Origin of the sequence: Gordonia sp. (in: high G+C Gram-positive bacteria), assembly GCF_047600565.1 — a bacterium.
Taxonomy (GTDB): domain Bacteria; phylum Actinomycetota; class Actinomycetes; order Mycobacteriales; family Mycobacteriaceae; genus Gordonia.
The window spans coordinates 1,346,679-1,372,299 of the sequence record NZ_JASGKN010000001.1; the positions used below are offsets into that span (position 1 = coordinate 1,346,679).

Annotated in this window: 25 protein-coding genes and 1 pseudogene; 12 read left to right on the forward strand and 14 right to left on the reverse strand. The window is 68.3% G+C overall.

Annotated features, from left to right (window positions below; translation table 11 throughout):
• Nucleotides 1-7 precede the first annotated feature (7 nt).
• Nucleotides 8-1,042 carry a heat-inducible transcriptional repressor HrcA gene (gene hrcA / locus QM774_RS06525; RefSeq protein ID WP_414975101.1) on the reverse strand — a complete coding sequence of 345 codons (1,035 nt, stop codon included), beginning with the start codon at nt 1,040-1,042 and terminating at the stop codon, nt 8-10.
• Between the two features lie 94 nt (nt 1,043-1,136).
• Between hrcA and QM774_RS06530 the strand changes: the two genes are divergently transcribed.
• Entirely contained in the window at nt 1,137-1,643 is a 507-nt protein-coding gene (locus QM774_RS06530; protein ID WP_414975102.1) for a type II toxin-antitoxin system VapB family antitoxin, read from the forward strand.
• A 16-nt stretch (nt 1,644-1,659) separates the two neighbouring features.
• On the opposite strand, the gene hemW is transcribed toward QM774_RS06530, so the two are convergent.
• Nucleotides 1,660-2,886: a radical SAM family heme chaperone HemW gene (hemW, locus tag QM774_RS06535; RefSeq protein WP_414975103.1), complete on the reverse strand. Its 1,227-nt coding sequence runs from the start codon at nt 2,884-2,886 to the stop codon at nt 1,660-1,662.
• A gap of 334 nt (nt 2,887-3,220) precedes the next feature.
• Between hemW and QM774_RS06540 the strand changes: the two genes are divergently transcribed.
• The 6 genes from QM774_RS06540 to QM774_RS06565 all read left to right on the forward strand — a co-directional run bounded on the left by QM774_RS06540 (nt 3,221) and on the right by QM774_RS06565 (nt 9,433).
• A complete protein-coding gene (locus QM774_RS06540) occupies nt 3,221-4,990 on the forward strand; it encodes a nitrite/sulfite reductase (RefSeq protein WP_414975104.1) in 1,770 nt (589 codons plus the stop codon).
• On the forward strand, nt 4,987-5,718 hold the full coding sequence (locus QM774_RS06545; protein WP_414975105.1) for a phosphoadenylyl-sulfate reductase: 732 nt from the start codon (nt 4,987-4,989) through the stop codon (nt 5,716-5,718). The genes QM774_RS06540 and QM774_RS06545 overlap by 4 nt, the downstream gene beginning before the upstream one ends.
• Nucleotides 5,697-6,674, forward strand: a complete 978-nt coding sequence (cysD, locus tag QM774_RS06550) for a sulfate adenylyltransferase subunit CysD (RefSeq protein WP_414975106.1) — start codon at nt 5,697-5,699, stop codon at nt 6,672-6,674. Before QM774_RS06545 ends, cysD begins: the two co-directional genes overlap by 22 nt.
• Nucleotides 6,674-7,984, forward strand: a complete 1,311-nt coding sequence (locus QM774_RS06555) for a sulfate adenylyltransferase subunit 1 (RefSeq protein ID WP_414975107.1) — start codon at nt 6,674-6,676, stop codon at nt 7,982-7,984. Before cysD ends, QM774_RS06555 begins: the two co-directional genes overlap by 1 nt.
• A complete protein-coding gene (locus QM774_RS06560; RefSeq protein WP_414975108.1) occupies nt 7,984-8,742 on the forward strand; it encodes a sirohydrochlorin chelatase in 759 nt (252 codons plus the stop codon). The genes QM774_RS06555 and QM774_RS06560 overlap by 1 nt, the downstream gene beginning before the upstream one ends.
• A gap of 100 nt (nt 8,743-8,842) precedes the next feature.
• Nucleotides 8,843-9,433 carry a hypothetical protein gene (locus QM774_RS06565; protein ID WP_414975109.1) on the forward strand — a complete coding sequence of 197 codons (591 nt, stop codon included), beginning with the start codon at nt 8,843-8,845 and terminating at the stop codon, nt 9,431-9,433.
• Here the strand turns inward: QM774_RS06565 and QM774_RS06570 are convergent.
• The 3 genes and pseudogenes from QM774_RS06570 to QM774_RS06580 all read right to left on the reverse strand — a co-directional run.
• Nucleotides 9,424-10,083, reverse strand: a complete 660-nt coding sequence (locus tag QM774_RS06570) for a GntR family transcriptional regulator (RefSeq protein WP_414975110.1) — start codon at nt 10,081-10,083, stop codon at nt 9,424-9,426. The genes QM774_RS06565 and QM774_RS06570 overlap by 10 nt on opposite strands.
• A 27-nt stretch (nt 10,084-10,110) precedes the next feature.
• Complete coding sequence (locus QM774_RS06575; RefSeq protein WP_414975111.1) at nt 10,111-11,106, reverse strand: isopenicillin N synthase family dioxygenase; 996 nt, start codon at nt 11,104-11,106, stop codon at nt 10,111-10,113.
• A 44-nt stretch (nt 11,107-11,150) separates the two neighbouring features.
• Nucleotides 11,151-11,975 (reverse strand): annotated as a pseudogene (locus QM774_RS06580) (isopenicillin N synthase family dioxygenase); the annotation flags it as partial.
• Here QM774_RS06580 and QM774_RS06585 point away from each other — a divergent pair.
• Entirely contained in the window at nt 11,970-12,185 is a 216-nt protein-coding gene (locus QM774_RS06585) for a hypothetical protein (protein ID WP_414975112.1), read from the forward strand. The pseudogene QM774_RS06580 and the gene QM774_RS06585 overlap by 6 nt on opposite strands.
• 30 nt (nt 12,186-12,215) lie before the next feature.
• Here QM774_RS06585 and QM774_RS06590 read toward each other — a convergent pair whose 3' ends face one another.
• From QM774_RS06590 to QM774_RS06615, 6 genes are all read right to left on the reverse strand, one after another.
• Nucleotides 12,216-13,211 carry a sulfate/molybdate ABC transporter ATP-binding protein gene (locus tag QM774_RS06590; protein WP_414975113.1) on the reverse strand — a complete coding sequence of 332 codons (996 nt, stop codon included), beginning with the start codon at nt 13,209-13,211 and terminating at the stop codon, nt 12,216-12,218.
• Nucleotides 13,212-13,214: 3 nt separating this feature from the next.
• Nucleotides 13,215-14,093 carry a sulfate ABC transporter permease subunit CysW gene (gene cysW / locus QM774_RS06595; RefSeq protein ID WP_414975114.1) on the reverse strand — a complete coding sequence of 293 codons (879 nt, stop codon included), beginning with the start codon at nt 14,091-14,093 and terminating at the stop codon, nt 13,215-13,217.
• Nucleotides 14,090-14,929: a sulfate ABC transporter permease subunit CysT gene (cysT, locus tag QM774_RS06600; protein ID WP_414975115.1), complete on the reverse strand. Its 840-nt coding sequence runs from the start codon at nt 14,927-14,929 to the stop codon at nt 14,090-14,092. The genes cysW and cysT overlap by 4 nt, the downstream gene beginning before the upstream one ends.
• The gene (locus QM774_RS06605; protein ID WP_414975116.1) at nt 14,926-15,993 is read right to left on the reverse strand and encodes a sulfate ABC transporter substrate-binding protein; all 1,068 of its coding nucleotides are present in this window, start codon (nt 15,991-15,993) and stop codon (nt 14,926-14,928) included. The genes cysT and QM774_RS06605 overlap by 4 nt, the downstream gene beginning before the upstream one ends.
• Before the next feature lie 168 nt (nt 15,994-16,161).
• Nucleotides 16,162-16,362, reverse strand: coding sequence for a hypothetical protein (locus QM774_RS06610; RefSeq protein WP_414975117.1), 201 nt, complete (start codon nt 16,360-16,362; stop codon nt 16,162-16,164).
• A gap of 43 nt (nt 16,363-16,405) precedes the next feature.
• Nucleotides 16,406-18,496 (reverse strand): M3 family metallopeptidase, encoded by a 2,091-nt coding sequence (locus QM774_RS06615; RefSeq protein ID WP_414975118.1) that lies wholly within the window; start codon nt 18,494-18,496, stop codon nt 16,406-16,408.
• A 139-nt stretch (nt 18,497-18,635) separates the two neighbouring features.
• Between QM774_RS06615 and QM774_RS06620 the strand changes: the two genes are divergently transcribed.
• Together QM774_RS06620 and QM774_RS06625 are read left to right on the forward strand one after the other, a co-directional pair.
• On the forward strand, nt 18,636-19,196 hold the full coding sequence (locus QM774_RS06620; protein ID WP_414975119.1) for a toll/interleukin-1 receptor domain-containing protein: 561 nt from the start codon (nt 18,636-18,638) through the stop codon (nt 19,194-19,196).
• Nucleotides 19,153-20,064 (forward strand): hypothetical protein, encoded by a 912-nt coding sequence (locus tag QM774_RS06625; protein WP_414975120.1) that lies wholly within the window; start codon nt 19,153-19,155, stop codon nt 20,062-20,064. Before QM774_RS06620 ends, QM774_RS06625 begins: the two co-directional genes overlap by 44 nt.
• Before the next feature lie 3 nt (nt 20,065-20,067).
• Here the strand turns inward: QM774_RS06625 and lepA are convergent, their stop codons facing one another.
• Complete coding sequence (gene lepA / locus QM774_RS06630; protein ID WP_414975121.1) at nt 20,068-21,945, reverse strand: translation elongation factor 4; 1,878 nt, start codon at nt 21,943-21,945, stop codon at nt 20,068-20,070.
• Between the two features lie 72 nt (nt 21,946-22,017).
• On the reverse strand, nt 22,018-22,443 hold the full coding sequence (locus tag QM774_RS06635) for a hypothetical protein (protein ID WP_414975122.1): 426 nt from the start codon (nt 22,441-22,443) through the stop codon (nt 22,018-22,020).
• A 163-nt stretch (nt 22,444-22,606) separates the two neighbouring features.
• Between QM774_RS06635 and QM774_RS06640 the strand changes: the two genes are divergently transcribed.
• Nucleotides 22,607-23,602 carry a hypothetical protein gene (locus tag QM774_RS06640; RefSeq protein WP_414975123.1) on the forward strand — a complete coding sequence of 332 codons (996 nt, stop codon included), beginning with the start codon at nt 22,607-22,609 and terminating at the stop codon, nt 23,600-23,602.
• A complete protein-coding gene (locus tag QM774_RS06645; protein WP_414975124.1) occupies nt 23,602-24,888 on the forward strand; it encodes a methyltransferase family protein in 1,287 nt (428 codons plus the stop codon). The genes QM774_RS06640 and QM774_RS06645 overlap by 1 nt, the downstream gene beginning before the upstream one ends.
• 106 nt (nt 24,889-24,994) lie before the next feature.
• On the opposite strand, the gene QM774_RS06650 is transcribed toward QM774_RS06645, so the two are convergent.
• Nucleotides 24,995-25,411 carry a hypothetical protein gene (locus QM774_RS06650; protein WP_414975125.1) on the reverse strand — a complete coding sequence of 139 codons (417 nt, stop codon included), beginning with the start codon at nt 25,409-25,411 and terminating at the stop codon, nt 24,995-24,997.
• Nucleotides 25,412-25,621 lie beyond the last annotated feature (210 nt).

Sequence of the window (25,621 nt, forward strand, 5' to 3'; positions counted from 1 at the left end):
TGACTCTTCAGCGTTCGGCGAGCACTTCGCCGACATATCTCGCGACGGCGGCCACCGAGGCGATGGTGCCCGGATAGTCCATCCGGGTGGGTCCGACCACGCCCAGGCCGCCGAACACGGTGCCCGAAGCACCGTACCCGGTCGACACCACCGAGGTGCTCCGCAGGTTGTCGTCCCGCGTCTCCTCGCCGATCTGCACCGTCACCTGGTCCGTCTGCTGTGCGTGCGCCAGCAGACGCAGCACCACGACCTGTTCTTCCAGTGCCTCCAGGACGTCGTCCATACCGCCGCCGTCGACCGCGAAGTCGGCGGCCGAACGGGCCAGGTTCGACGTGCCGCCGAGGATCAGCCGGTCCTCGCCGCGTTCGACGAGGGTCTCGATGAGCACGGTGGCGATCTCCAGAATCGGGCCCTGCAGATCCGCCGGTGCGTTGTTGGCCAGGTCGGAGACCGCCACCGAGGCGTCCTCCAGCCGCTTCCCGTCCAGCGCCGCACCGAACACGGTGCGGATCTGGGCGAGGTGGTCGTCGTCGAGCGGTTCGCGGAGGCTGACCATGCGCTGCTCCACCCGGCCGGTGTCGGTGATGACCACCAGCAGCAGACGGCTCGGCGTCAGCGCCACCACTTCGAGGTGCCGCACGCGGGCCGTCGACAGCACCGGGTACTGGATGACCGCGACCTGCCGGGTCAGCTGGGCGAGCAGTTTGGTGGAGCGTCGCAGGACGTCGTCGAGGTCGACGGCGGTGTCGAGGAATCGCAGGATCGCGGTGCGCTCGGCCTTCGACAGGGGTTTGACCTCGCTGATCCGGTCCACGAACAGGCGGTACCCCTTGTCGGTGGGCACACGGCCGGAGCTGGTGTGCGGCTGGGCGATGTAGCCCTCGGCCTCGAGTGCGGCCATGTCGTTGCGGACCGTCGCGCTGGAGACGCCGAGGTGATGCTTCTCGACGAGCGCCTTGGATCCGATCGGCTCCTGGGTGGCGACGAAGTCGGTGACGATCGCGCGCAGGACCTCGAATCGGCGGTCTTCTGTACTCGACACGGACACCTCCCTCCGGGCAACGCCTACAGTGGTTCTCGGTTCAGACCATTCTAGGCGAATCGCACCCTCGCCTGACCGACGGAGAGACCGGCAGATGATCTTCAAGGGAGTCCAGGACGGCAAGCCGTATGCCGACCACGGCTTCGCGCCGCGCGACTGGGCCAAGATCCCACCGCGGCAGATCCGTCTGGACGAGCTGATCACGGTCACCTCGGTCCTGGCATTGGATAAGTTGCTGAGCGAGGATTCGACGTTCTACGGCGACCTGTTCGCTCACGCCGTCCAGTTCCACGGCGACCTGTATCTGGAGGACGGACTGCATCGCGCGGTCCGTTCGGCGTTGCGCGGCAAGAACATCATCCATGCGCGGGTGCTGAACCTCGACGAGTATCTGGCGACCGGCATCAAGCCGGGCGACACCGGTCAGTCGCCGGTCTCCCCCGCGCAGGCGATCCGCGATGCGGCCGGACCGGCCACCGGGCCGGTTCAGCCCGGCGCCCCGGCCGCCCCCGCATCGGCGGCCCCCGCGCCGGCCGCCCGGCCGGTCAATCCTCGCCGCACGGGTCGACGTTCCAGCGGCGGCGGCGCTCACCGCGCCTGACCCCGTTGTCCCCGCGTCAGTCGACGAGGATGTCCCGGATGACGCCGTCGGCCAGAAGGCGCCCCCGGTCGGTCAGGACGTACGACGCATTGGGGATCAGTGCCAGCAGGCCGTAGGCGACGGCGCGGTCGGCGCGGGCGCGCTCCTCGGAGGCCAGTTCACTCGCGGGGAGGCCGTCACGCATGCGGAGGCGCAGCATCACCGACTCGGTGTGCACGTCGTCGTCGGACAGGATCTCCGAACCTCCGACCGGCAGCTCGCCGGCGTCGAGGGACGCCGCATAGGTGGCCGGATGCTTCTGGTTCCACCAGCGCACACCGTTGACGTGCGAGTGCGCGCCCGGGCCGACCCCCCACCAGTCGTCGCTGCGCCAGTACGCCTCGTTGTGCCGGCAGACGGAGTCGGCGAGCGGCGACCCCGCATTGTCGGCCCGAGCCCAGTTCGACACCTCGTACCAGGCCATTCCCGCAGCCGACAGTCGTGCGTCGATCTGCTCGTAGCGGGCGGCGAGCACGTCGTCGTCGGGCATCGGCACCTCACCGCGACGCACTTTGCGCGCGAACGCGGTGCCGTCTTCGACGATCAGCGCATAGGCGGACACGTGGTCGACGGGCACCGACAACACCGCGTCCAGCGAAGCCGCCAGGTCGTCGTCGGTCTCCCCCGGTGTGCCGTAGATCAGGTCGAGGTTGACGTGCTCGAAGCCGGCACCCGCCGCCTCCCGGGCCGCGGCCAGTGCGCGCCCCGGGGTGTGCCGGCGTTCCAGAGTGGCCAAGACGTGCGGTGCGGCCGACTGCATGCCGAGAGAGATGCGGGTGAATCCGGCCGCCTTCAGACCGTCGAAGAACTCGGGAGAGGTCGATTCCGGATTCGACTCGGTGGTGACCTCGGCGCCGGGCGCCAGATCGAACGAGTCGCGCACCGCGTCCAGCAGACCGGTCAGACCGTCGGCGCCGAGCAGCGACGGCGTACCGCCGCCGACGAAGATCGTCGACACCGGGCGGACCGGCGCCAGAAGGGCCGCCGCCGATTCGAGTTCCCGGCGCACCGCCTCGGCCCACGCCGCCGGCGAGGTGGACGAGCCGAGCTCCCCGGCCGTATAGGTGTTGAAGTCGCAGTAGCCGCAGCGGGTCGCGCAGAACGGCACGTGCAGATACAGCCCGAAGGGCCGCGTGGAGTCGGCGTCGCGCAGTCGATCACGCTGAGCCGAATCCAGCGGCACGGGGGCTGTGCGCGTGGTCATCACTCCATGATGCCGCACGCCCCGACGCACTTATTAATCTCAGGATGGTTTTTATTCTGCGCAGGTAGAAGACCTGCGGTTCGCTCCGCAGACGGTTTCGTGGCACCATTGATCCCGTGACCACCCCAGGAGTGCGGCTGTCCCAGCGACGGCACATCGACCTCAAGCGCTGCGACAGCGCTTCGTGTCTGACGCACTAGCCGAGTTCGGCCGCGAGTGGTCCACCTCGATCCAGCCCTGATCGAGACGGACGCCGATCGAAGACGTCACATCGTCGTGACCCCCTGCAAGACAGCCCCATGCCGTGCCGCTCCGCGGTGCGCGAGGAGAACCGATGACGCTCACCACCCCCGAGTCCGTGGACGACGAGTCCGGTCCGTCGAAGACCGGCCGTCCCGCCCGGACCCCGCGCGACGCCGCCGACGGTGACGCCCCCCGTAAGCGCACCCGGCCGGTCAAGCGCCGCGCCGAGGGCCAGTGGGCGCTCGGCTACCGCGAGCCGCTGAACCCGAACGAGCAGTCCAAGAAGGACGACAACCCGCTCAACGTCCGCGACCGGATCATCAACATCTACTCGAAGACCGGTTTCGACGGCATCGACAAGGCCGACCTGCGCGGCCGCTTCCGCTGGTGGGGCCTGTACACCCAGCGCGCCCAGGGCTACGACGGCACGTTCACCGGCGACGAGAACATCGACCTGCTCGAAGACAACCACTTCATGATGCGGATCCGCTGCGACGCCGGCGCCCTGTCGGCGAAGCAGCTGCGGACCCTCGGTGAACTGTCCACCGAGTTCGCCCGCGACACCGCCGACCTGTCCGACCGCGAGAACGTCCAGTACCACTGGATCCGCGTCGAGGACGTCCCCACCATCTGGCAGCGCATCGACGAGGTCGGCCTCAAGACCACCGAGGCGTGCGGCGACTGCCCGCGCGTGGTTCTGGGTTCGCCGCTCGCCGGGGAGGCCGTCGACGAGGTCCTCGATCCGACGCCGGCGATCGACGAGATCGTCCGTCGCTACATCGGCGACCCGCAGTACTCGAACCTTCCGCGCAAGTTCAAGACCGCCATCTCCGGTCTGCAGGACGTCGCGCACGAGATCAACGACGTCGCCTTCATCGGCGTGAACCACCCCGAGCACGGTCCGGGGCTGGACCTGTGGGTCGGTGGCGGACTGTCGACCAACCCGATGCTGGCTCAGCGGGTCGGCGCCTGGGTACCGCTCGACGAGGTCCCCGACGTGTGGGAGGCCGTCGTCTCGGTGTTCCGCGACTACGGGTACCGCCGTCTGCGTTCGAAGGCGCGCCTGAAGTTCCTGATCAAGGACTGGGGCATCGAGAAGTTCCGGCAGGTCCTCGAGGACGAGTACCTGGGCCGCAAGCTGATCGACGGTCCCGCCCCCGAGCCACTGAAGCATCCGATCGATCACGTCGGCGTCACCAAGCAGAAGAACGGGCTCAACGCCGTCGGCTTCTCCCCCATCGCCGGCCGCGTCTCGGGCACCATCCTGCAGAAGGTGGCCGACGCCGCCGAGCTGGTCGGCTCCGACCGGATCCGGTTCACCCCCTACCAGAAGCTGATCGTGCTCGACGTGCCCGACAGCCATGTCGACGGCCTGATCGCCGAGCTCACCAAGCTCGGTCTGGAGGGCCGCCCGTCCAACTGGCGCCGGAATCTGATGGCGTGCAGCGGCATCGAGTACTGCAAGCTGTCGTTCACCGAGACCCGGAAGCGGTCGCAGGATCTGGTTCCCGAGCTGGAGCGGCGACTGGCCGACATCAACGACCGTCTCGACGTGCCGATCACCGTCAACATCAACGGCTGCCCCAACTCGTGCGCCCGTTCGCAGGTCGCCGACATCGGTTTCAAGGGTCAGTTGATCGAGGACGAGGACGGCAACCCGTCGGAGGGCTTCCAGGTCCATCTGGGCGGCAGCCTCGGCCTGGATTCGGCGTTCGGCCGCAAGCTGCGCCAGCACAAGGTATCCACCGGCGAGCTGGGCGACTACATCGACCGGGTGGTCCGCAACTTCGTCGAGCATCGCGAGGACGGTGAACGTTTCGCCCAGTGGGCGGTCCGCGCCGACGAGGAGTGGCTGCGATGACCTCGAGCACCTTGAACACCAAGCATCTGCGCGAGCTGGCCGAGCAGGGCGCACAGCAGCTCGGCCCCGACGCGACCGCCGACGAGCTGCTGCAGTGGACGGCGTCGACGTTCGGCAACGACTTCATCATCGCCGCCAACATGCAGGACGCCGTGCTGATCGATGTCGCCGACAAGGCGATCGACGAGTCGCTGCGCGGCGGGCAGAAGCTGAAGGTGCTGTTCCTGGACACCGGCTATCACTTCGTGGAGACGATCGGCACGCGTGACGCCGTCACCCAGGTGTACGACCTGGATCTGGTGAACGTGACCCCCGAGCACACCGTCGAGGAGCAGGACGAGCTGCTCGGCAAGGATCTGTTCGCCCGCGATCCCGGCGAGTGCTGCCGGCTGCGCAAGGTGGTTCCGCTGAAGGCGGCGCTGGCGCCGTACCGCGCCTGGGTCACCGGTATCCGTCGCGTCGAGGCCCCGACCCGGGCCAACGCGCCGCTCATCTCGTTCGACGAGGGCTTCGGTCTGGTCAAGATCAATCCGCTCGCCGCGTGGAGCGACGAGGAGTTCCAGAAGTACATCGACGCCAACGGCGTCCTGGTCAATCCGCTGGTGGACGACGGTTACCCGTCGATCGGGTGCGCACCGTGCACCAAGAAGCCGGCACCGGGATCCGATCCGCGCTCCGGCCGTTGGGCCGGCTCAGCCAAGACAGAATGTGGGTTGCACGTCTCATGAGCATCACCGAAAACACCGACCAGCTCGTCGAGCCCGTCGACGGAGCCCGGGAACCGTCCGCCGACGGGTTCACCACGCTGGATGCCCTCGAGTCGGAGGCCATCCACATCTTCCGTGAGGTCGCCGGCGAGTTCGAACGCCCGGTGATCCTGTTCTCCGGCGGCAAGGACTCCACCCTGCTGCTGCATTTGGCGCTCAAAGCCTTCTGGCCGGCGCCGCTGCCGTTCTCGCTGCTGCACGTCGACACCGGTCACAACCTGCCGGAGATCATCGAGTTCCGCGACGAGATCGTCGAGCGGCACAACCTGCGCCTGCATGTGGCGAAGGTGGAGGACTACCTGGCCGACGGCCGGCTGACCGAGCGTCCCGACGGGATCCGCAATCCGCTGCAGACCATTCCGCTGCTCGACGCCATCAACGAGAACCGTTTCGACGCGGTCTTCGGCGGCGCCCGCCGCGACGAGGAGCGCGCCCGCGCCAAGGAGCGCATCTTCTCGCTGCGCAACGCGTTCGGTCAGTGGGATCCGAAGCGTCAGCGTCCCGAGCTGTGGAACCTGTACAACGGCCGGCACGCGCCGGGCGAGCACGTCCGCGTGTTCCCGCTGAGCAACTGGACCGAACTGGACGTGTGGCGCTACATCGCCCGCGAACAGGTGCTGTTGGCGCCGCTGTACTACGCGCACGAGCGCGAGGTGTACCAGCGCGACGGCATGTGGATGACGTCCGGCCCGTGGGGTGGTCCGCGTGAGGACGAGACCGTCGAGAACCGGATGGTGCGCTACCGCACCGTCGGCGACGGTTCGACCACCGGCGCCGTCCTGTCCGAGGCCACCGACAACGAGGCCGTCCTGGCCGAGGTCGCCGCGTCCCGGCTGACCGAGCGCGGCGCCACCCGTGGCGACGACCGCGTCTCCGAGGCCGCGATGGAAGACCGCAAGCGCGAAGGATACTTCTGATGAGCACCCCCCAGCCCGCCCCCGACCTGCTGCGCATCGCGACCGCCGGCAGCGTCGACGACGGCAAGTCCACCCTGGTGGGCCGTCTGCTGTTCGACACCAAGTCGGTTCTGGCCGACCAGATCGACGCCGTCACCAAGGCGTCGGTGGACCGCGGCATGGACACCCCCGACCTGTCGCTGCTGGTCGACGGCCTGCGCGCCGAGCGTGAGCAGGGCATCACCATCGACGTCGCCTACCGCTACTTCGCGACACCGACGCGCTCGTTCGTGCTGGCCGACACCCCCGGTCACGTGCAGTACACCCGCAACACCGTGTCCGGCGCTTCGACCGCCCAGCTGGTGATCCTGCTGGTGGACGCGCGCAACGGCGTGGTCGCCCAGACGCGGCGTCACGCCGCGGTGATGGCGCTGCTCGGCGTTCCGCAGCTGGTGCTGGCGGTCAACAAGATCGATCTGGTGGACGATGCCGAGAAGGTCTTCGGCGAGATCTCGCAGGAGTTCAACACGATCACCCGGTCGCTGGGCTACACGGCCGATCAGGTCACCGAGATCCCGGTGTCCGCGCTGAACGGCGACAACGTGGCGCTCCGCTCCGACAACACGCCGTGGTACGACGGCCCCACCCTGATCGAGCATCTCGAGACGGTGCCGAACGAGCCGGATCGCGCCGAGGTGGGGCTGCGGTTCCCGGTGCAGTACGTGATCCGGCCGCGCACCGCCGACTACCCGGACTACCGCGGCTACGCTGGTCAGGTGGCGGCCGGCACCGTGCACGTCGGCGACGAGATCGTCGTGCAGCCGTCCGGTCTGCGGTCGCGGATCGCGAAGATCGACACTCCGGACGGCGAGCTGGCGGCGGCCCACACCGGTCGCAGCGTCACGCTGCTGCTCACCGACGACATCGATATCTCGCGCGGCGATCTGATCTCCTCGGTGGCCGACGCCCCCGAGCCGCAGCAGCAGTTCACCGCGACCGTCTGCTGGCTGGGTGACAAGCCGCTGCGTCAGGGTGCTCGCCTGCTTCTCAAGCACGGCACCAAGACCACCCAGGCGATCATCGGTGACCTGCAGACCTTGTTCGATGAGCAGAAGCTGGCGCTGTCGGATGCCCCCGAGGAGATCGAGCTGAATCAGATCGGCCGGATCTCGCTGATGACGGCGGAGCCGCTGACCGCCGACGACTATCAGGTGAACCGCGAGACCGGCAGCTTCCTGCTGATCGATCCGCAGGGCGGCAACACGCTGGGCGCGGGCCTGATCGGCGACGCCCTCGAAGGCCTCCACCTGTCCGAGGCCGCGCTCGTCTGATGTCGGCTCCCACCCTGCTCCTGGTCGCGCACGGCAGCCGCGACGTCCGGTTCGCGGCCACCGCGCGCCGGGTCGCCGATGCGGCCGCCGGCGCGCTGCCCGGCGTCGTGGTGAAGCTGGCGTATCTGGATCTGAACGAGCCGCTGGTCGGCGACGTGCTGGCCTCCGAGCGCGGTGAGGTGGTCGTGGTGCCGTTGCTGTTCGGCGACGGCTATCACAGCAAGGTCGATCTGCCGGCGATCGTCGCCGACGCGCACCGGCGCAACCCGTCGCTGCACGCGACGGTCACCCGAGTCGTCGGCCGGCATTCGCCGGTGCCGGCGCTCGTCGACCGCCTGGCCGAGGCGCTCGAGCCGGTTCCTTTCGACAAGCTGAAGGAGCGGGAGGCGGCGCGCGTCGGGGTGCTGATGTACGCGGTGGGTTCCTCGGATGCGGGCTCGGATGCGTCGATCATCGAGCGCGGCGCGGAGCTGGCCGGGGTGCTCGGCGCCCCGGTGGAGACAGTCTTCGCCACTCGGCTGGGGCCCGACGGTCAGGCCGTCCGCGACGCCGTCGACCGGCTGAGGAGTGCCGGGGCGACGCACATCGCCGCCTCTCCCCTGTTCCTGTCGGCCGGATTGCTGACCGAACGCACCGCACGGGTCCTGGATGAGGTGGCGCCGGGTTCGACGGTGGCCGGTCCGATCGGCGCCCACCCGGCCCTGATCGACGCGATCAGCCATCTCTACCTGAGCGCTGCCGCCGCACCTGTGGCCTGAGTACTGCAAAACAGTGGCGAATACAGGCCTTCCGGGGGCGATTTTCCCCCGGAACCGCCCATACCGCCATATTTTCTGGCAGCGTGCATAGACTCGACGCGTGCAGCCCAGCGGTGAACGGTCCCGGGGCGCCGCCGAGGCGGCGTTCCTGATCGGTCTCGCCGTGTGGCTGATCGCCATGGTGTGGTCGTACTTCCGTCCTTCCCTGTGGGTTCTGGACGTGGTGGTCGTGCCGCTGATGTGGGTGTTCGCCGTCGGCGGGATCACCGCGATGGCCGTCGGCGCAATGTTCTCGGCGCGGCGCTCGATGATCACTGGTGCCGGGCTGGTCGTGGTTCTTCTGCTGACCGGTGTGGTCGGCGCGTGGTGGCAGGCGTCGCCCAGGGTGTGGTTCGAGACCCATCGCGCGCTCTACGAACAGGCGCTGCACACCGATCCCGGCGACGACTACTACGGCGCACCGCTGCCGCTTCATCTGCGGTTCCTGTCCGTCGGCGGGCACGTGTCCGGGCGAAAGGACACCCGATTCTTTCCGCAGTGGATCGGCACGCCCGACGACGCGGGCGGCTATCTGTACAGCCCATCCGGATCACCGGCCGGCTACGACATGTACGGCCAGGTCTGCAGCGACCCGACAGCCCTCGGCGGCGACTGGTGGATGTGCGGTCTGAAGTCCGACGCTCAGGGGTGACGCAGACGGCGCATCCGGACCAGGATCGCGCTCACATGGGCGGTCGCCGCCTGTTCGGCGGCATTGGCGTCACCTGATTCGATCGCGTCGACGATGCGCTGATGTTCGGCGACGGCGAGCTCCCGCGCCCGACGGTCCGACCACAGACCCGAGTTGTACAGGTGCGCGCGGATGTCGAGTTGGTGGAGGACGTCGCTGAGCACCGAGTTCCCGGCGAGATCCCGCACGGCCGTGTGGAACTCCAGATCCAGGCGCGCCTCGGTCAGTGCATCCGGCGGGCCCTGCAGTCGTTCCTCCTGCTCGACGAGCAGACCGAACAGCGCAGTGACGTCCTCGGTCGACGCACGTTCGGTCGCACCGCGGGCCGCCAGACCGTCCAGAGTCCGGCGCACCGAGAACACGTCCTCGATGTCGTGGTCGTCGATCTTGGCGACCTTCGCTCCGGCATGCGGAACATGCACGGCCAGACCGCCGGCGACCAGCCGCTGAACGGCGTCACGCACCGGGCTGCGGCTGACCTCCAGTTCGGCGGCGATCGCCGGGACACTCAGGGGTGCACCGGGGCCGAGACTGCCGACGAAGATCCGTTCGGTGAGGTCCCGATAGACCGAGTCGGCCAGCAACGCCTCGGACGCGGTCGCTCCCGTCATATCCAGTCCCTTCTCGTCCTCGGCCGGCTACATCGCGGCTTTGCCGTAGTTCGCCGCCACGCGCTGTCGAATGTAGTCGGCAGCGGTGATCGGCGGGTAGGTGCCGCGCGGCGGATCGATCAGCACGTCGCGGTTGGCCTGCGCGAAGAACGGGATCGAATACCGCGGACCGGTGTACTCGCCGGGCTGCGGCATCCGGACACGGTGGAAGTTCGACGACAGCTCGTCATCGCTCCAACGCATCAGCATGTCGCCGATGTTGCAGGTGATCACGTCGTCCGCGGGCTCCACCGACGTCCACTCCTGCGCCTGGGCCTGCATGCCCGGGCAGACCTGGAGCCCGCCCTGACCGGTGCGCTGGAACAGCAGGGTCAGACAGTCGAAGTCGGTGTGGGCGCCGGCCCGCCACATGCCCGGATCGGCGGGCTCGTCCGCCGGCAGACCGTAGTAGTGGATGAGGCGCAGCGTGGACTGATAGTCGGGGGCACTCGGATCGTGGGCCCGCGCGAAGAAGTCGCGATCGAATCCGAGCCGGTCGGCGAAGCAGGACAGCACCCACATCGCGACATCCCAGCACTGGGCCTCGAAGCCGAGCATCTGCTCCCGGAATCCGGGCAGCTCGTCGTCCGACGGCCACAGTCCGTCCATGTGGGGCCGGGTGATCTGGTACGACTCCTTCTGGTCGGGGGTGCCCACCGACGGCCGGACCTGGCTCGAGTACTCCCAGCCGACGTTGTTCGGCTTGTCGAGCGGCAGCGCCTGCTTCGATTCGGCCGGCAGGTCGAAGAAGTCCTTCGCACGGCGGAACGCGGCGTCGACGGACTCCTGCGGGATCCCGTGGTTGACCAGCTGGAAGAAGCCGATCTCGGTGGCGGCGTTCCACAACTCCTCGGTGATCTCCTCCCGCCGGTTCTCGCGGTCGGTCAGGTCGATGCGCGGCACGGACCGGTCGGTCTCGACGCCGTAGTCGCCCATCTGGGATTCGCGATTGAGTTCTTCCATCGAGTAGGTGTCTGCGGACATGAGTGGCTCCTTGAGAGTGCGGATGGTGGTGGGTTCGGTGGTGGTCAGCCGGCGTTGAGGACGCGGGCGGCTTCCCGGTCGGCGCCGGTCGGCGCCACACCGGTCTTCATGCCGGCGATCTTGGCGTCGAGGTGTTCGCCGATGGTGATGGGCGGATACGGTTCGGCGCCGTCGTCGAGCGTGCCGGGCAGCGGTTCGATCACCGCGTCATAGTTGCCGTCGAAGAAGAAGGCGGCCGAACGCCGCCGCTCGATCTGGCCGTCGACGACGGGCGGGTTGACGCGGTGGAGCGTGGACTTCCAGCGGTCGCTGGTCCAGCGGGCGAACGCGTCACCGAGGTTGATGAGCAGTGCCCCGTCGGCGGGCATGACCGGATGCCAGACGCCGTCGGATCCGAGGACTTCGAGTCCGGCCACCTGGTCGGCCCACAGCAGCGTGATGATGCCGAAGTCGGTGTGCGCGCCCATGCCGGTGAGCTCGCCGTCGAGGTCGATCGCGCCGGGCGGCAGGGCGTAGTTGTTCAGCTTCATCGCGTCGATGGAGTGGTCGGTGAGTGTTTCGAAGTAGTCCGGCGCCAGCCCGAGTGCCTCCGCGCAGGCGCGCAGCAGGACCCGCGACAGAGCGGTCACCTCGTTCCAGTAGACCTGCACGGCCGGCTGGAATCCCGGTGCCGCGTCCGGCCAGGTGTTGTCCGGGTAGCTCGTGGCGGGAACGTCCACGTCGGGGTAGGTGGACTTCTCGGTGCCGATGGTGAAGGACTCGTAGAAGTCGTTCATCTGGTTGGCGTTGGCGACGCCGAGACTCATGCTGAGGGATTCGGACTTGGGCGGGGCGTAGCCGCGGTTCTCACCGGGCCGGGCGAGGTGTCGGTCGGACGACGAGCCGATCTGACGGTGCTGCGCTTCGACCGCGACTTCGCGTGTCTGCCGGTCACCGATCCGTCGGCGTCGCTGCTGACCACCGGAACCCCGAAGATCGTCGACACCGTGCTGGTGGACGGCGAGGTGGTGGTCTCGGACGGCTGCAGCACCCGGATCGAGGTCGCCGCGCTGACGGACGCCCTGGCGGTGCTGGCCTGAGCGGTCCCCGTCCGGCTCAGCGCTGCGCCGTCACTCCCCCGACAGCTGCGGGACGCGGGTGGCGCGGGCGTAGACGGTCTCACCCGGCTTCAGGTTCAGGGCGTTGGCGTCACCGCGGGTGATCTGCGCCAGGAACGACTCGCCCGTGGTGGCCGCGGTCAGTTCGACACGGGTCTCGAAACCCAGGTTGACCACGCGGTCCACGGTCGAGCGGACGACCCCGGTGTCCAAGTCGGTGTCCTCGGTCGGGAACGTCATCTCCGGGGTCCGGCCCAGCCGGATGTCGTGCGGGCGGACGAGTTCACCGTTGAGGCGCGACACCGAACCGAGGAACGAGGCGACGAAGACGTTCGCCGGCCGGTCGTACAGGTCATCGGGGGTGCCGATCTGTTCGATCCGGCCCTTGTTCAGGACGGCGATCCGGTCGCTGACGTCCAGCGCCTCCTGCTGGTCGTGGGTCACGAGCACGGTGGTCACGTGGACCTCCTCGTGCAGCTTGCGCAGCCAGCGCCGCAGATCGTCGCGCACCTTGGCGTCGAGGGCGCCGAACGGTTCGTCGAGCAGCAGCACCTGCGGGTCGACGGCCAGCGCGCGGGCCAGTGCCATGCGCTGACGCTGTCCGCCGGACAGCTGCGAGGGGTACCGCTTCTGGAACACCTCGAGTCCGACGATCTCCAGCAGTTCGTCGACCTTCTTGTCGATCTCGGCCTGGGGCCGCTTGCGGATCTTGAGGCCGAAGGCGATGTTGTCGCGCACCGTCATGTGTTTGAACGCCGCGTAGTGCTGGAACACGAAGCCGATGTCGCGCTGCTGCGGCGACTGTTTGGTGACGTCGCGGTCGTTGATCTTGACGGTGCCCGAGTCCAGGGTGTCCAGGCCGGCGATCGCACGCAGGAGCGTCGACTTGCCCGACCCGGAGGGACCGAGGAGCGAGGTCAGCGATCCTTCGGGGATGTCGATCGAGACGTCGTCGAGGGCGGCGAAGTCGCCGTACCGCTTGTTGGCTCCGATGACTGAGATGGACATGGGCTACTCCTCCTCGGAGCTGTCTGCGCCGGTGGCGTCGTCGCTGAGCGGGGTGTAGGCGGCCGACGCGCTCACGACACGGTCGCGGGCACGGCGTTCGATGATCGTCATGACGACCAGCACCACGATCGCCACCAGCATGAGCAGGGTCGCGGCGGCGTAGGCGCCGTACTCGTTGTAGTCGTCGGTGTACCGGGAGCCGACCAGCAGTGTCAGCGTCTGCGAGACGCCGGGCATGTTCGACGACACCATGGTGACCGCGCCGTACTCGCCGAGCGCGCGGGCGATGGTCAGCACCACACCGTAGGTGAGACCCCACCGGATGGCGGGCAGGGTGATCCGCCAGAAGGTCTGCCACGCGTTGGCGCCGAGGGTGGCCGCGGCCTCCTCCTGCTCGGTGCCGATCTCGTGCAGCACCGGCTCCACCTCGCGGACCACGAACGGCAGGGTGACGAACAGGGTCGCCAGCACCATGCCCGGTAGTCCGAAGATCACCCGGAATCCGAGGGATTCGACGCCGCCGAACCAGCCGCCCGCGCCCCACAGGGCGATCAGGGCGACACCGGCGACGACCGGTGACACGGCGAACGGCAGGTCGACGACGGCCTGGATCAGGCCCTTGCCGCGGAACTTGCCGCGCGCCAGTGCGAGGGCGATCAGGATGCCGAAGATCACGTTGAGCGGCACCACGATCACCACGATCAGCAGCGAGAGCTGCAGGGCCGAGATGGCCGCCGGGGTGGTGATCCATTCCCAGAACTGACCGAAGCCGGGCCGGAACGACCGCCAGAAGATGAGACCGACCGGCACCAGCAGCAACACGAACAGGTAGGCCAGCGCGATGCCGCGCAACCCGAGCCGGGTGAAACGGGACAGGATCATGCCGAGGCCTCCTCACGTCGCGCCTGGCGGCGGCCGGCGATGCGCAGGACGAGGAGCACCACGAAGGCGATCAGGAGCAGCACCACCGAGACGGCGCCGGCGGCGACGGGTTCGTCGACCTCGATCTGCTGCTGGATGTACTGGGAGGCGACCTGCGTCTTGCCCGGGATGTTGCCGCCGATCAGCACCACCGAGCCGAACTCACCGATGGCACGGGTGAACGCCAGGCCGGCGCCGGTCAGGATCGCCGGGATCAGGGCGGGCAGCACGATGCGCCGGAAGATGGTCGAGTTGTTGGCGCCGAGCACGGCGGCCGCCTCTTCGACGTCGCGGTCCAGTTCCATCAGGACCGGCTGCACCTGCCGCACCACGAACGGGAGGGTGACGAACGTCAACGCCACCAGGACACCGGGCTGGGTGGCGGCCAGATGGATGCCGATCGGACTGTTCGGTCCGTACAGCGACAGAAGCACCAGGGACGCCACGATGGTCGGCAGCGCGAACGGCAGGTCGATGATGGCGTTGACGAAGCCCTTGCCCCAGAAGTCGTCGCGGACCAGCACCCAGGCGATCAGGGTGCCGAAGACGACGTTGATGACCGCGACGACCAGCGAGATCAGAACGGTGATGCCGAGGGCCTCGCGGGCGCCTTCACTGGTGATCGCATCCCAGAAGCCGCTCCAGCCGTCGTCGAACGACCCCGCGACGATCGCGGCCAGCGGCAGCAGCACGATGACGGTGAGCCACAGACCGGCGACACCGATGGTCAGCGGGTTGTCGGTGCGCCAGCGGCGGCCGGTCACGTCGTCGACGGCGGCATGCTCTGCGGTGGTCATTTGCCGGCCTCCTCGTCGTAGATCTCGGTGACGGCGCCGGACTTGCCGAACAGGTCCTTGTCGATCTTCTTCCAGCCGCCGAGGTCGTCGACCGTCCACAGCCGGTCGATCCGTCCCGGGAAGTCGGCGGCGGTCTCGGCGGCGATCGCCGGGTCGACCGGGCGGAATCCGGCCTTCGCCCACAGGCGCTGCGCGTCCGGAGTGAACTGGTACTTCACGAAGGAGTCGGCGGCGGCCCGGTCGTGCGTGGTGTTCACGACCGCGATCGGATTGTCGATCCGGAAGGTCTGGGCGGGGATCACGTAGTCGACGCGCTGGCTGGCGGGCGCGGTGTCGTTGTGCCGCTTGAGCATGAGCGCCTCGTTCTCGTAGGTGACCAGCACGTCGCCCTGGCCCTGCTCGAAGGCGGTGGTGGCTTCACGCCCGGATTTCGGGAGGATCCGCACGTGGTCGCGCACCAGGCTGCGGACGTAGTCGAGGCCGGCCTGCGGGTTCTGTCCACCGTTGCTGGCGGCGGCGTACGGCGCGAGAAGGTTCCATTTGGCCGAGCCGGAGCTGCCCGGGTTCGGCGTGACGACGCTGATGCCGGGGCGCAGCAGATCGTCCCAGGTGTGGATGTTCTTGGGGTTGCCCTCGCGGACAACGAGGGCCACCACCGAACCGAAGGCGACCGACTTGTTGGGGAACTCGTCTTCCCAGTTCTCGTCGACCACGCCGGCTTTGACCAGGCGGGTGATGTCGGGTGCGACCGACAGGTTCACCACATCGGTGGGCAGCCCTCGGGCCACCTTGCGGGACTGGTCCCCGGACGCACCGTAGGACTGGGAGAAGCCGATGTCGTGGCCGTCGGGGGTGGAGCGGAAGCCGGGGATGACGAGGTCGAATCCGGGTTTGGGCGTCGCGTAGGCGATCAGGTTGATGCGCCGCGAACCCGAGGAGATGTCCTGGCCTCCGGGCACGTCGGTGGACCCGCCGCCGCAGGCGGCGAGCACAGCGGTCAGCAGCGCGGCCACGCACAGGGCGAGGAGGCTGCGGACGGCACGCGGAGTCGGGTTCGAGGGCACGGAAGAACGCTAACAACGCGGCGGCGCGCCGCTCAATGCGTGAACGCCGGGGGCGATGGGGCTGCTTGGTCCGCCCCGTCGGGTGTGCTAGCGGGTGATCAGCCAGGCGACGATGACCAGAACCAGCAGGGCGATGAGCGCCCACGTGACCTTCGACCGGAACATGCGTTAGATCCCCACTCCGTGATCGTCGTCGACCTCGGGTCGGCGCAGCAACGAGAAAACCCACACCACCAGGAAGTTCACCAGCCAGGCGATGCCGGTCGCGAGCGGGATCACCACGACGAGGGTGACCAGGAGCTGCGGGATGAACGGCAGGCCGGTGAGCCACTCCTCCACGGAGTCCCACCACGACAGGAACCCGTTCATCGCCACCTCCTCGCGTTCGCGATCGGATTGAATTCAGCCTGATTCAAACCAGACCCCGGCGAGTGAGCAGAGGACCGATCTCGGCTGCACGTCCGAGCATACGTGCGTGGGCGGCGACCGGGTCCACGCTGTCGCCGCGAGAGAGCACCGCATCGGCGAACGCCTGCCCGCGCTCCGGGTCCAGGCCGCCGGCCTGAAGGAACCACTGTTCGGTCTCGGCGTCGAGGATCTCCGACCAGATGTACGAGTAGTAGGCCGACGAGTAGCCGCCGCCGAAGACGTGGTTGAAGTAGGTGCTGCGGTAGCGCGGCGGTACCAGCGGATGGTCCAGTCCGGCTGCCGCGAGCGCCTCGGCCTCGAAAGCGAGAACGTCGGCGGGAATCTCGTCGGGGCCGAGCCGATGCCAGGCGAGGTCGAGGGCGGCCGCCGCCAGGTACTCGTAGGTGCTGTGCGCCGATTCGGTGCCGCCGGCGGCGCGGACGGCGTCGAGCAGCGCCTGCGGGGCCGGTTCGCCCGTCTTCCAGTGCCGGGCGTAGCGGCTCACGACGTCCGGGTGCAGTGTCCACATCTCGTTGACCTGGGAGGGGAACTCCACGAAGTCGCGGGGCACCGAGGTGCCGGACTGGGACACGTAGTCGACGTTCGAGAGCAGTCCGTGGATGGCGTGGCCGAACTCGTGGAACGCGGTCTCGAGTTGGTCGAGGGACAGCAGGCACGGCTGCCCCTCTTCCGGCTTGGTGAGATTCTCGACGTTGACGACCACCGGCGCGGTGCCGAGCTGTCGCGACTGGTCGACGATCGTGTTCATCCACGCGCCGCCCCGCTTGGACGGCCGGGCGTAGAAGTCTCCGAGGAACAGTCCGATCCCCTCCACGCTCCCTGAGCCTGTCGAAGGGAGAAAGACCTCCCAGATTCGCACGTCCGGGTGGTAGCGCGGCAGGTCGTGACGTTCGGTGAAGGTGAGGCCGTAGAGCGCGTGGGCGGCCGCGAAGATCCCGTCGTCGAGAACCCGGTCGAGTTCGCAGTATTCGGTGAACTCGCTGATGTCGACCGCTCCGCTGTCGACCTCTCCGCTGTCGACCTTTCCGCTCCCCGAGCCGGTCGACCGGCGTTCGGATTCGGCGAGCGCGTAGGTGACGTCCGACGGGGTCAGCGGTGCGCCGTAGACCTCGGTCAGCGTCTCGAGCTCGGCCGTCAGGGCGGTCGACGCGGCGCCGGCCAGGTCGCGCAGGAGCCGGTCGACGGCTTCCGGATCGGGTGCGGTCTCCTCGGCGATCACGTATTCGGCGTGATTCGCATACCCCAGGAGCCGGGCGCGGCGGGCCCGGAGGGCGACGATCTCGAGGATCATCGCCCGGGTGTCGTGGTCGTTGCCGCGGGCGCAGCGGACGATGGACGCATCGAAGACCGCTGCGCGTGCGGCGGGGTCGGCGAGGGTCGCGACGGTCGACTGGCTGGTCGGCAGTTCCAGTGCGATCAGATATCCGTCGACACCCCGTTCGCCGGCGAGTCGTCGTGCCGCGGCGATCTCACCGTCGGACAGGCCCGCCAGGTCGGCGACGTCGACGACGTGCACCGCGGAGTCGTTGGTGTCGTCGAGCAGGTACTGGCCGAAGTCGGTGGTCAAGGTGGCCAGGCGGGAGGAGATCTCCCGCATCTCGGCCTGACCGGCCGCGTCGAGGGCGGCGCCGGCCCGCACCGCGTCGCGGTACTTGCGTTCGGTGAGCCGGCACTGGGGTTCGGTGAGACCGAGTTCGTTCCGGCGCTCGTACAGGTCGGCGATCCGCGTGAACAGCGCCGGATTCATGGTGACGGTGTTGGCGTACTCGGTGAGGCGCACCGCCAGTTCTGAGGCGATCTGTTTGCGGCGTTCGTTGCTGTCGGCGCCTTCGAGGTTGAAGAACACCCCGTTGGCTCGGGCCAGCAGACGCCCGGACGCTTCGAGTGCCGCGATCGTGTTCTCGAAGGTCGGCGCGTCCGGGTTGTTCGCGATCGCCTCGATCTCCGCCAGGTGAGCCGGCAGGGCGACGTCGTAGGCGGGCAGGAAGTCGTCGTCGGTGATCGTCGTGAAGTCCGGCAGCCCGTAGGGCAGTCCGGAGTCGGCGAGAACGGGATTCGTATCGTGAGCAGCCATCGCCGTCCACTCTGCCACGACCCCGTCGGGCGCTCGAGGACGCTGTCACCCGAATGACCGACGACCTGCCGACTCTTTCGGACGCCGCCGTCTTTGTCGGGTAAGTTCGGTGCCCATGGACACCCCTGCCGGAGCACCGATGAAGCCCCCTGCCGGGGCGCCGTCGGGCCCGGTGAACGGCGTGCCGGCGGGTGCCCCGGCCGGCGTGCCCGGAGGTCCGCCGCCCGGACCGCCCGTCATCCGGGTGTTTCTGAGTCATTCGTCGGCCGACCGCCGCAAAGCCGATTCGCTGTATGCCGCGTTCAATCAGGCCGGTATCGGCTGCTTCTACTCCCCGCACGCGATCGGCGTCGGCGGGCAGTACCAGCACGAGATCATGCGCGCGATCGACGAGTGCGAGGTGATGGTGGTGCTGCTGTCCCCCGACGCGGTCGCCTCCAAGCACTGCTTGCGCGAGGCGACGCTGGCCGACAGCAAGAACAAGATCCTGCTGCCCTTCTCCACCGGTGGGGTGAAGACCGAGAAGGACATCACCGCCGAGTGGAGCTACCTGCTCACCACCATCCAGATGTCACCGATGACGTCACCCGAAGACGTGGTGGCACTCACCCAGCAGCATCTCGTCCAACGACGGCGGCCAGCGGATCATGCAGGTGATGCCGCAGCCGCGTCCCTCGGCGGCCGGCGCGAACTTCCGTGAACTCGCCGCCACCTCGAGTTCACTGGCCGCCGACATCGCGGCACGATCCAGCGAGGGCCTGGGCAAGCTGCGCGCCTCGATGGGCAAGGCACTGCTGCACCGCAACATCCAGCGCAACTGGGATCTGCTGAACCGGGGCCTGGGCATGGCGCAGCAGGATCCGCCGCAGGCCTTCGCCCTGTGCAGTGAGTCGCTCAACGGATTCCGTGCCCTGGCGTCCGAGGACCCGGACATCGGGATCCGGGTCGGCATGGCCGACTCGCTGGCCGGCATGGCCGACCTGACCCCCGACCATCGAGCCAAGGTGTCAATGCGGCGTGAGCTGGTCGCCCTCCTCACCGAACTGACGTTGGAGAATCAAGGCGATCCGCAGCTGCAGTTCCGACTCGCGAACAGCTCGGACAAGCTGGGTGCGCTCATCACCGGCGAGGCGCCCGCCGATGCGCTCATGCTGCATCGCCGCGCACTCACCCTGTGGCAGACGCTGGTGAAGTCGAACGATCCGGTGGCGCGACGCAGTCTGTCGTCGTGCCTGGTGCGGATCGCGAACCTCACCCAGGCCGACGATCCCGCCGCATCCCGACGAATGCTGACCGACGCACTGAACCTGCGGCTGCGTCTCCGGCAGGAGGCGCCGATGGATCCGGCGCGCGTCGCAGACGTCACCGCGGCCACCGGCTTCCTGAACGCGTTCGCCGACTCGGCGGAATCTCGTGCCAACGAGCAGACCGACACCGCTCAGGCCGATCTGCTGCGCCGCGAGGCCACCGCGGCCCGTCGCGCTGTGAGCACCGCGTCGACGCCGGTGACGTCCGGTCCGCAGCGGATGCCGGTGCCGCCGGGTCCTCCCGGCCAGCACCGCCGCTAGCGGCTACTTGCCCTTCGGCTTGTCGCCCACCGCGTCGGTGGACAGCGCCGCCACGAAGGCTTCCTGCGGGACGTCGACGCGGCCGATCGTCTTCATCCGCTTCTTGCCTTCCTTCTGCTTCTCGAGCAGCTTGCGCTTACGGCTGATGTCGCCGCCGTAGCACTTGGCGAGCACGTCCTTGCGGATGGCGCGGATGTTCTCGCGGGCGATCACCTTGGAGCCGATGGCCGCCTGGATGGGCACCTCGAACTGCTGGCGCGGAATCAGTTCCTTGAGCTTGATCGCCATCTTGTTGCCGTAGGCATAGGCGCTCTCCCGGTGCACGATGGCGCTGAACGCGTCGACGGCCTCACCCTGCAGCAGGATGTCGACCTTCACCAGATCGGCCTCCGCCTCGCCGGCCTCCTCGTAGTCGAGGGAGGCGTATCCGCGGGTGCGGGACTTGAGGGCGTCGAAGAAGTCGAAGATGATCTCGGCCATCGGCATCGTGTAGCGCAGTTCGACGCGAGTCTCGGACAGGTAGTCCATGCCGCCGAGCTCACCGCGACGCGACTGGCAGAGCTCCATGATGGCGCCGACGAACTCGCTCGGCGCGATGATCGTCGTCTTCACGATCGGCTCGAAGATGTGCTTGGTCTTGCCCTCGGGCCAGTCCGACGGATTGGTGACGACGTGTTCGGTGCCGTCGTCCATGATCACCCGGTAGACGACGTTCGGGGCGGTCGAGATCAGGTTCAGATCGAACTCGCGCTCGAGGCGTTCGCGGGTGATCTCCATGTGCAGCAGACCGAGGAAGCCACACCGGAAACCGAAGCCGAGGGCCACCGACGTCTCCGGTTCGAAGGTGAGGGCGGCGTCGTTGAGCTGCAGCTTCTCCAGCGCTTCACGCAGCACCGGGTAGTCGGAGCCGTCGACCGGATACATGCCCGAATAGACCATGGGGCGCGGTTCGCGGTAGCCGGTGAGGGCCTGCGTGGCACCGTTCTTGGCGGAGGTGACCGTGTCGCCGACCTTCGACTGGCGCACGTCCTTGACACCGGTGATCAGGTAGCCGACCTCGCCGACGCCCAGGCCTTTGCTGGCCTTCGGTTCCGGCGAGACGATGCCGACCTCGAGCAGTTCGTGGGTGGCACCGGTCGACATCATCGCGATCTTCTCGCGCGGCACGATCTTGCCGTCGACCACGCGGACGTAGGTGACGACGCCGCGGTAGGTGTCGTAGACGGAGTCGAAGATCATGGCGCGGGCCGGGGCGTCGGGGTCGCCGACCGGGGCCGGCACCTTCTGCACCACCCGGTCGAGCAGTTCCGGGACACCCGCACCGGTCTTGCCGGACACACGCAGGATGTCGTCGGGTTCGCAGCCCACGATGTGCGCGATCTCGGCGGCGTACCGGTCGGGGTCGGCGGCCGGCAGATCGATCTTGTTGAGGACCGGGATGATCTCCAGGTCGTTCTCCATCGCCAGATACAGGTTGGCGAGGGTCTGCGCCTCGATGCCCTGCGCGGCGTCCACCAGCAGCACCGCCCCCTCACAGGCCTCCAGCGCGCGCGACACCTCGTAGGTGAAGTCGACGTGGCCGGGGGTGTCGATCAGATGCATGACGTAGTCGGTGTCCGGGCCGTCGGGGCCGTCCGACTTCCACGGCAGACGCACGTTCTGCGCCTTGATGGTGATGCCGCGTTCGCGTTCGATGTCCATCCGGTCCAGGTACTGGGCGCGCATGTCGCGCTCGGCGACCACACCGGTCAGCTGCAGCATCCGGTCGGCGAGCGTCGACTTCCCGTGGTCGATGTGCGCGATGATGCAGAAGTTGCGGATGCGCTCGGGGTCGGTGAACGTCGTGTCGGCGAACGAAGAAATCTCTACTGCTCCTTGCATGGCGGCACGGTGGACCGGCCGCAGGTCTTCGTCCAGTTTGTCACGGATGACCCTCAACACTCGACTCGCGGCTCACGGCCTCACTGTCGCGCACCACGTTCCGTACAGCACACTGCACGCCGCGGCGGCGAACAGGCAGCCGGGCAGCAGAAAGATGTCGACACCGGTCGACCCCTTCTCCGGGTGCGCGGTGTCGTAGAAGACCCTCACCCGATCACCGTTCTTGACGACGCCGTTCGACGGGACCGAATACCCGTGATCGCCGACGATGTAGCCCACCACGGACGGCGACTCGAAATCGCCGGTGGCACGAACCACCCCCGACGTGCTGGACGTCTGCGCGAGGACGACCGCGAACCAGGCCATCGCCGCGAACAGGACCGCCAGACCGGCGAGCATCGCAGCGGCGCCGGGCCGGTAGCGGGGAACGTCACGTGGCACCGGCCGCGGGTGCGCGGGAAGTTCGGCGGTGGGGGCCTCGTGCTCGACGGTCGTCATCGCTGGTCTCCTCGGGTGTCGGGGTCATCGAAGGTCTGACGGGGCAAGCACCGCCCGATGTTCCGCGGTATCTCGATCCGCCCGACCGGGAACATCCCGGTGTGCCCGGCCGTCGAATCGGCATGAACACTCTCACCAGGACCGTCGTCGTTAGAGTCGTCGCATGAGCACCCCCGAGGACCACGGCCCCGATCGGTCGCCGGCCGGCTACCGGCCGTCGTCACGGCAGTGGATGCTCGTGGGCGCGATCGCCGCATTCGGTGCCGGTTTCGTGCTCTACAAAGTCCTCAAACACGAGGGCCTGGGTCAGTCGGCGGCCCTGTACGTCGGCATCCCGCTGGTGCTCGCCGCGATCCTGTCCCTGACCGCTCCGCCGCGCAAAGCGACCGGGGTGGCGCTGCGGGTGACGACGCTGCTGCTTCTCCTGTCCGTCCCGGTGCTCGGCGAGGGCGCGATCTGCGTCCTGCTCACGGCCCCGATCTTCTATCTGATCGTGTTCGCCGCCGCCAAGACCGTCGACGTCGTGCGGGACGATGACCGGAAGGGCCCGCCGGGCGCGCAGATGCTGGTGGCTCCCGCGATCCTGGTGGTGCTGGCGCTCGAGGGCACGATTCCGGCGCTGACGGTGCCGGGCGGAGCGACGTCGACCGCCACCCGCGTCGTCGACCTGCCGTCCACGCAGATGGCCGACGCACTGGCACGACCCCTCGACTTCGGTAAGCCCGGCGGCATCCTCGCGCTCGGCTTCCCGGACCCGATGTCCGACACCGGCGGCCTGGACGTCGGTTCCACTCGCACCATCGAGTTCTCCGGCGCCCACCACCGGCACGGCCCGACCGCACAGCACCACTGGGGTACCGGGCCGACGGACCTGACGTTGACGGTCACCGGCCGCACCGCGGACTCGGTCACGTTCACCCCCGCCGGCGACCGGACACCGCTGGCGACGTGGCTGCGCTGGGACCGGATCGACGTCGACTGGTCTCCGGTCGACGCCGGCCGCACCCGCGTGCGCTGGCAGTTGCACTACACACGTCTGCTGTCACCGTCGTGGTACTTCGGCCCGATCGAGCGGGTCGTCACCACGCGCGCCGCCGACTATCTGATCGGCTCGATCGATACGCGCACCGGAATCATGACCCACGACCACGCGAGCTGATGCCTGACGTCGAGGCGTGGCGGCCGCTGGTCGTGCTGGTGCCGGTGCTGGTCGCCGGCGGCCTGTGGGTGGCAGTGCCCGACACCCGCCGCCGCAGCGCGGCCACTCTCGCACTGTTGTGGAACCTCGTCGGCCTGACGGCGGTCAACGCGTTGGCCCTGCACGCCGGATGGTGGTCGTTCGGGGGCGACGTTCCCGCCGTGTGCGGTGTCCCGGTCGATCTCCTGCTCGCGTGGGCGGTGCTGTGGTCGCTGATTCCGGTGCTCGCCGAGCGGTGGGTGCCGGTCGGCTACACGGTGACCGGCCTGCTGCTGTGCGACGTCTACGGCATGACGCGGCTGCGGCCGATGGTCGATCTGGCCGGCGACTGGTGGTGGGGTGAGCTCGTCGCCGCCATGACCTGCCTGCTGCCCGGAATCGTGCTGGCCGTACTGACCGTGCGACGACGTCACCTGTGGATACGGGTGGTGTTGCAGGTGGTGCTGTTCACCGGCGTGCTGTTCGGTGCGATTCCGGTGATCGCGTTCACGGCCGCCGCGCACGGACCGTCGTGGACGGCCGGACACGACGTCCACGTGTCCGGGGTACTCGACGTGATCGCGATCCAGGTCGGCGGCGTCGTCGCCCTCATCGCATTGGCCGCGGTGATCGAATTCGCGCGGGCAGGCGGCACACCGTGGCCGTGGGACCCGCCGGCACAGGTGGTGACGACGGGCCCGTACGCCTACGTCGCCAACCCCATGCAACTGTGCGGGGTGGTGCTCATCGCGTTGACCGCGGCGGTGCTGTCGTCGCCGATGCTGCTGGTGGCGGCACTCGTGGCCGCGGCGTTCTCGGCCGGGCTGGCCGCCTGGGTCGAAGACACCGCACTGTCCGAACGATGCGGCGAGTCGTGGACCGCCTACCGGTCGACGGTCCACGACTGGCTGCCGCGCCTGCGACCGTCCCCGGCGATCGCCCCGGCCCGCGTATACCTGGCGCGCGGCTGCGACCCGTGCAGCGACCTCGCCGCCTGGATCACCGACCGCTCCCCCGTCGCCCTGCAGATCTGCGCGGCCGAAGATCATCGGGAACCGCTGCGCCGGATCCGGTACGAACAGGACTCGCCGTCGTACCGTCTCGACGGCATCCGCGCCGTCGGCGCGGTAATGACCCACCTGAATCTGGCGTGGGCCGTCGTCGGATGGGTCATCTCGGCACCCGTGATCGCCCGGGTCCTGCAGCTGCTGGTCGACGCCTCCGGTGGCGGCCCACGAGACCCGCGCACCGCGACCGCGTCGAACTAGCGATCAGAGCGTGCCAAACGCGACACCCTTCCATCTCCAACCGTTGGCGAGCACCGTCTGCATGTCGACGTCACCCGTTCTCCAAGAATCGGGCGAAGGTACTCGATCAGGTAAACACCCTGATCGCAAACGACACCAGAGCGATCACGACCCCGACCAGAGCTCCGCGTCCGGCGATCGGCGATCCCAGCCCGGTACGCCGATTCACCACGATCGCCCAGATCCCCGACCCCAACCACACGAAAGCCGGTAGGAGTAGACAGCCGATCACGACGATCCCGTCATGCCACGCCATCTTCGTGTGCATGCTGGGGCACTCGCTCGGCGGGCAACCCGGATCACCCATCAGGCTGAGTGCGGCGAAGAACCACAGGCCCAGGAAAACCGGTGCCGACGCCACGATGGCGATCACGATGACCACCAGGTCGGGGCATCTGCCGGACTGGTGCCGATGATCGTTCATGGTGTCGTCATCGTAGAGATCGTGCTTGTCGATGAAGGTACGTGGTGGCCACAGCCGCACAGCAGTTCTTCTTCGCAACCGGTCAGCGTGAGTAGCGCAGCGGTGACGCCCAGCAGAGCGACCACCCGTCGAGTTCTTCCGTTCATGAATGTTTGACGGGCCGGTCGTTGTCGATGTTCCTCAATCGCCTCGGGAACATCCGCGGCCGCTGACACCATCCACGCGCGACCTCCCGATCTGACCGCGGGCTGGAATCATGCTGGCCTTCGA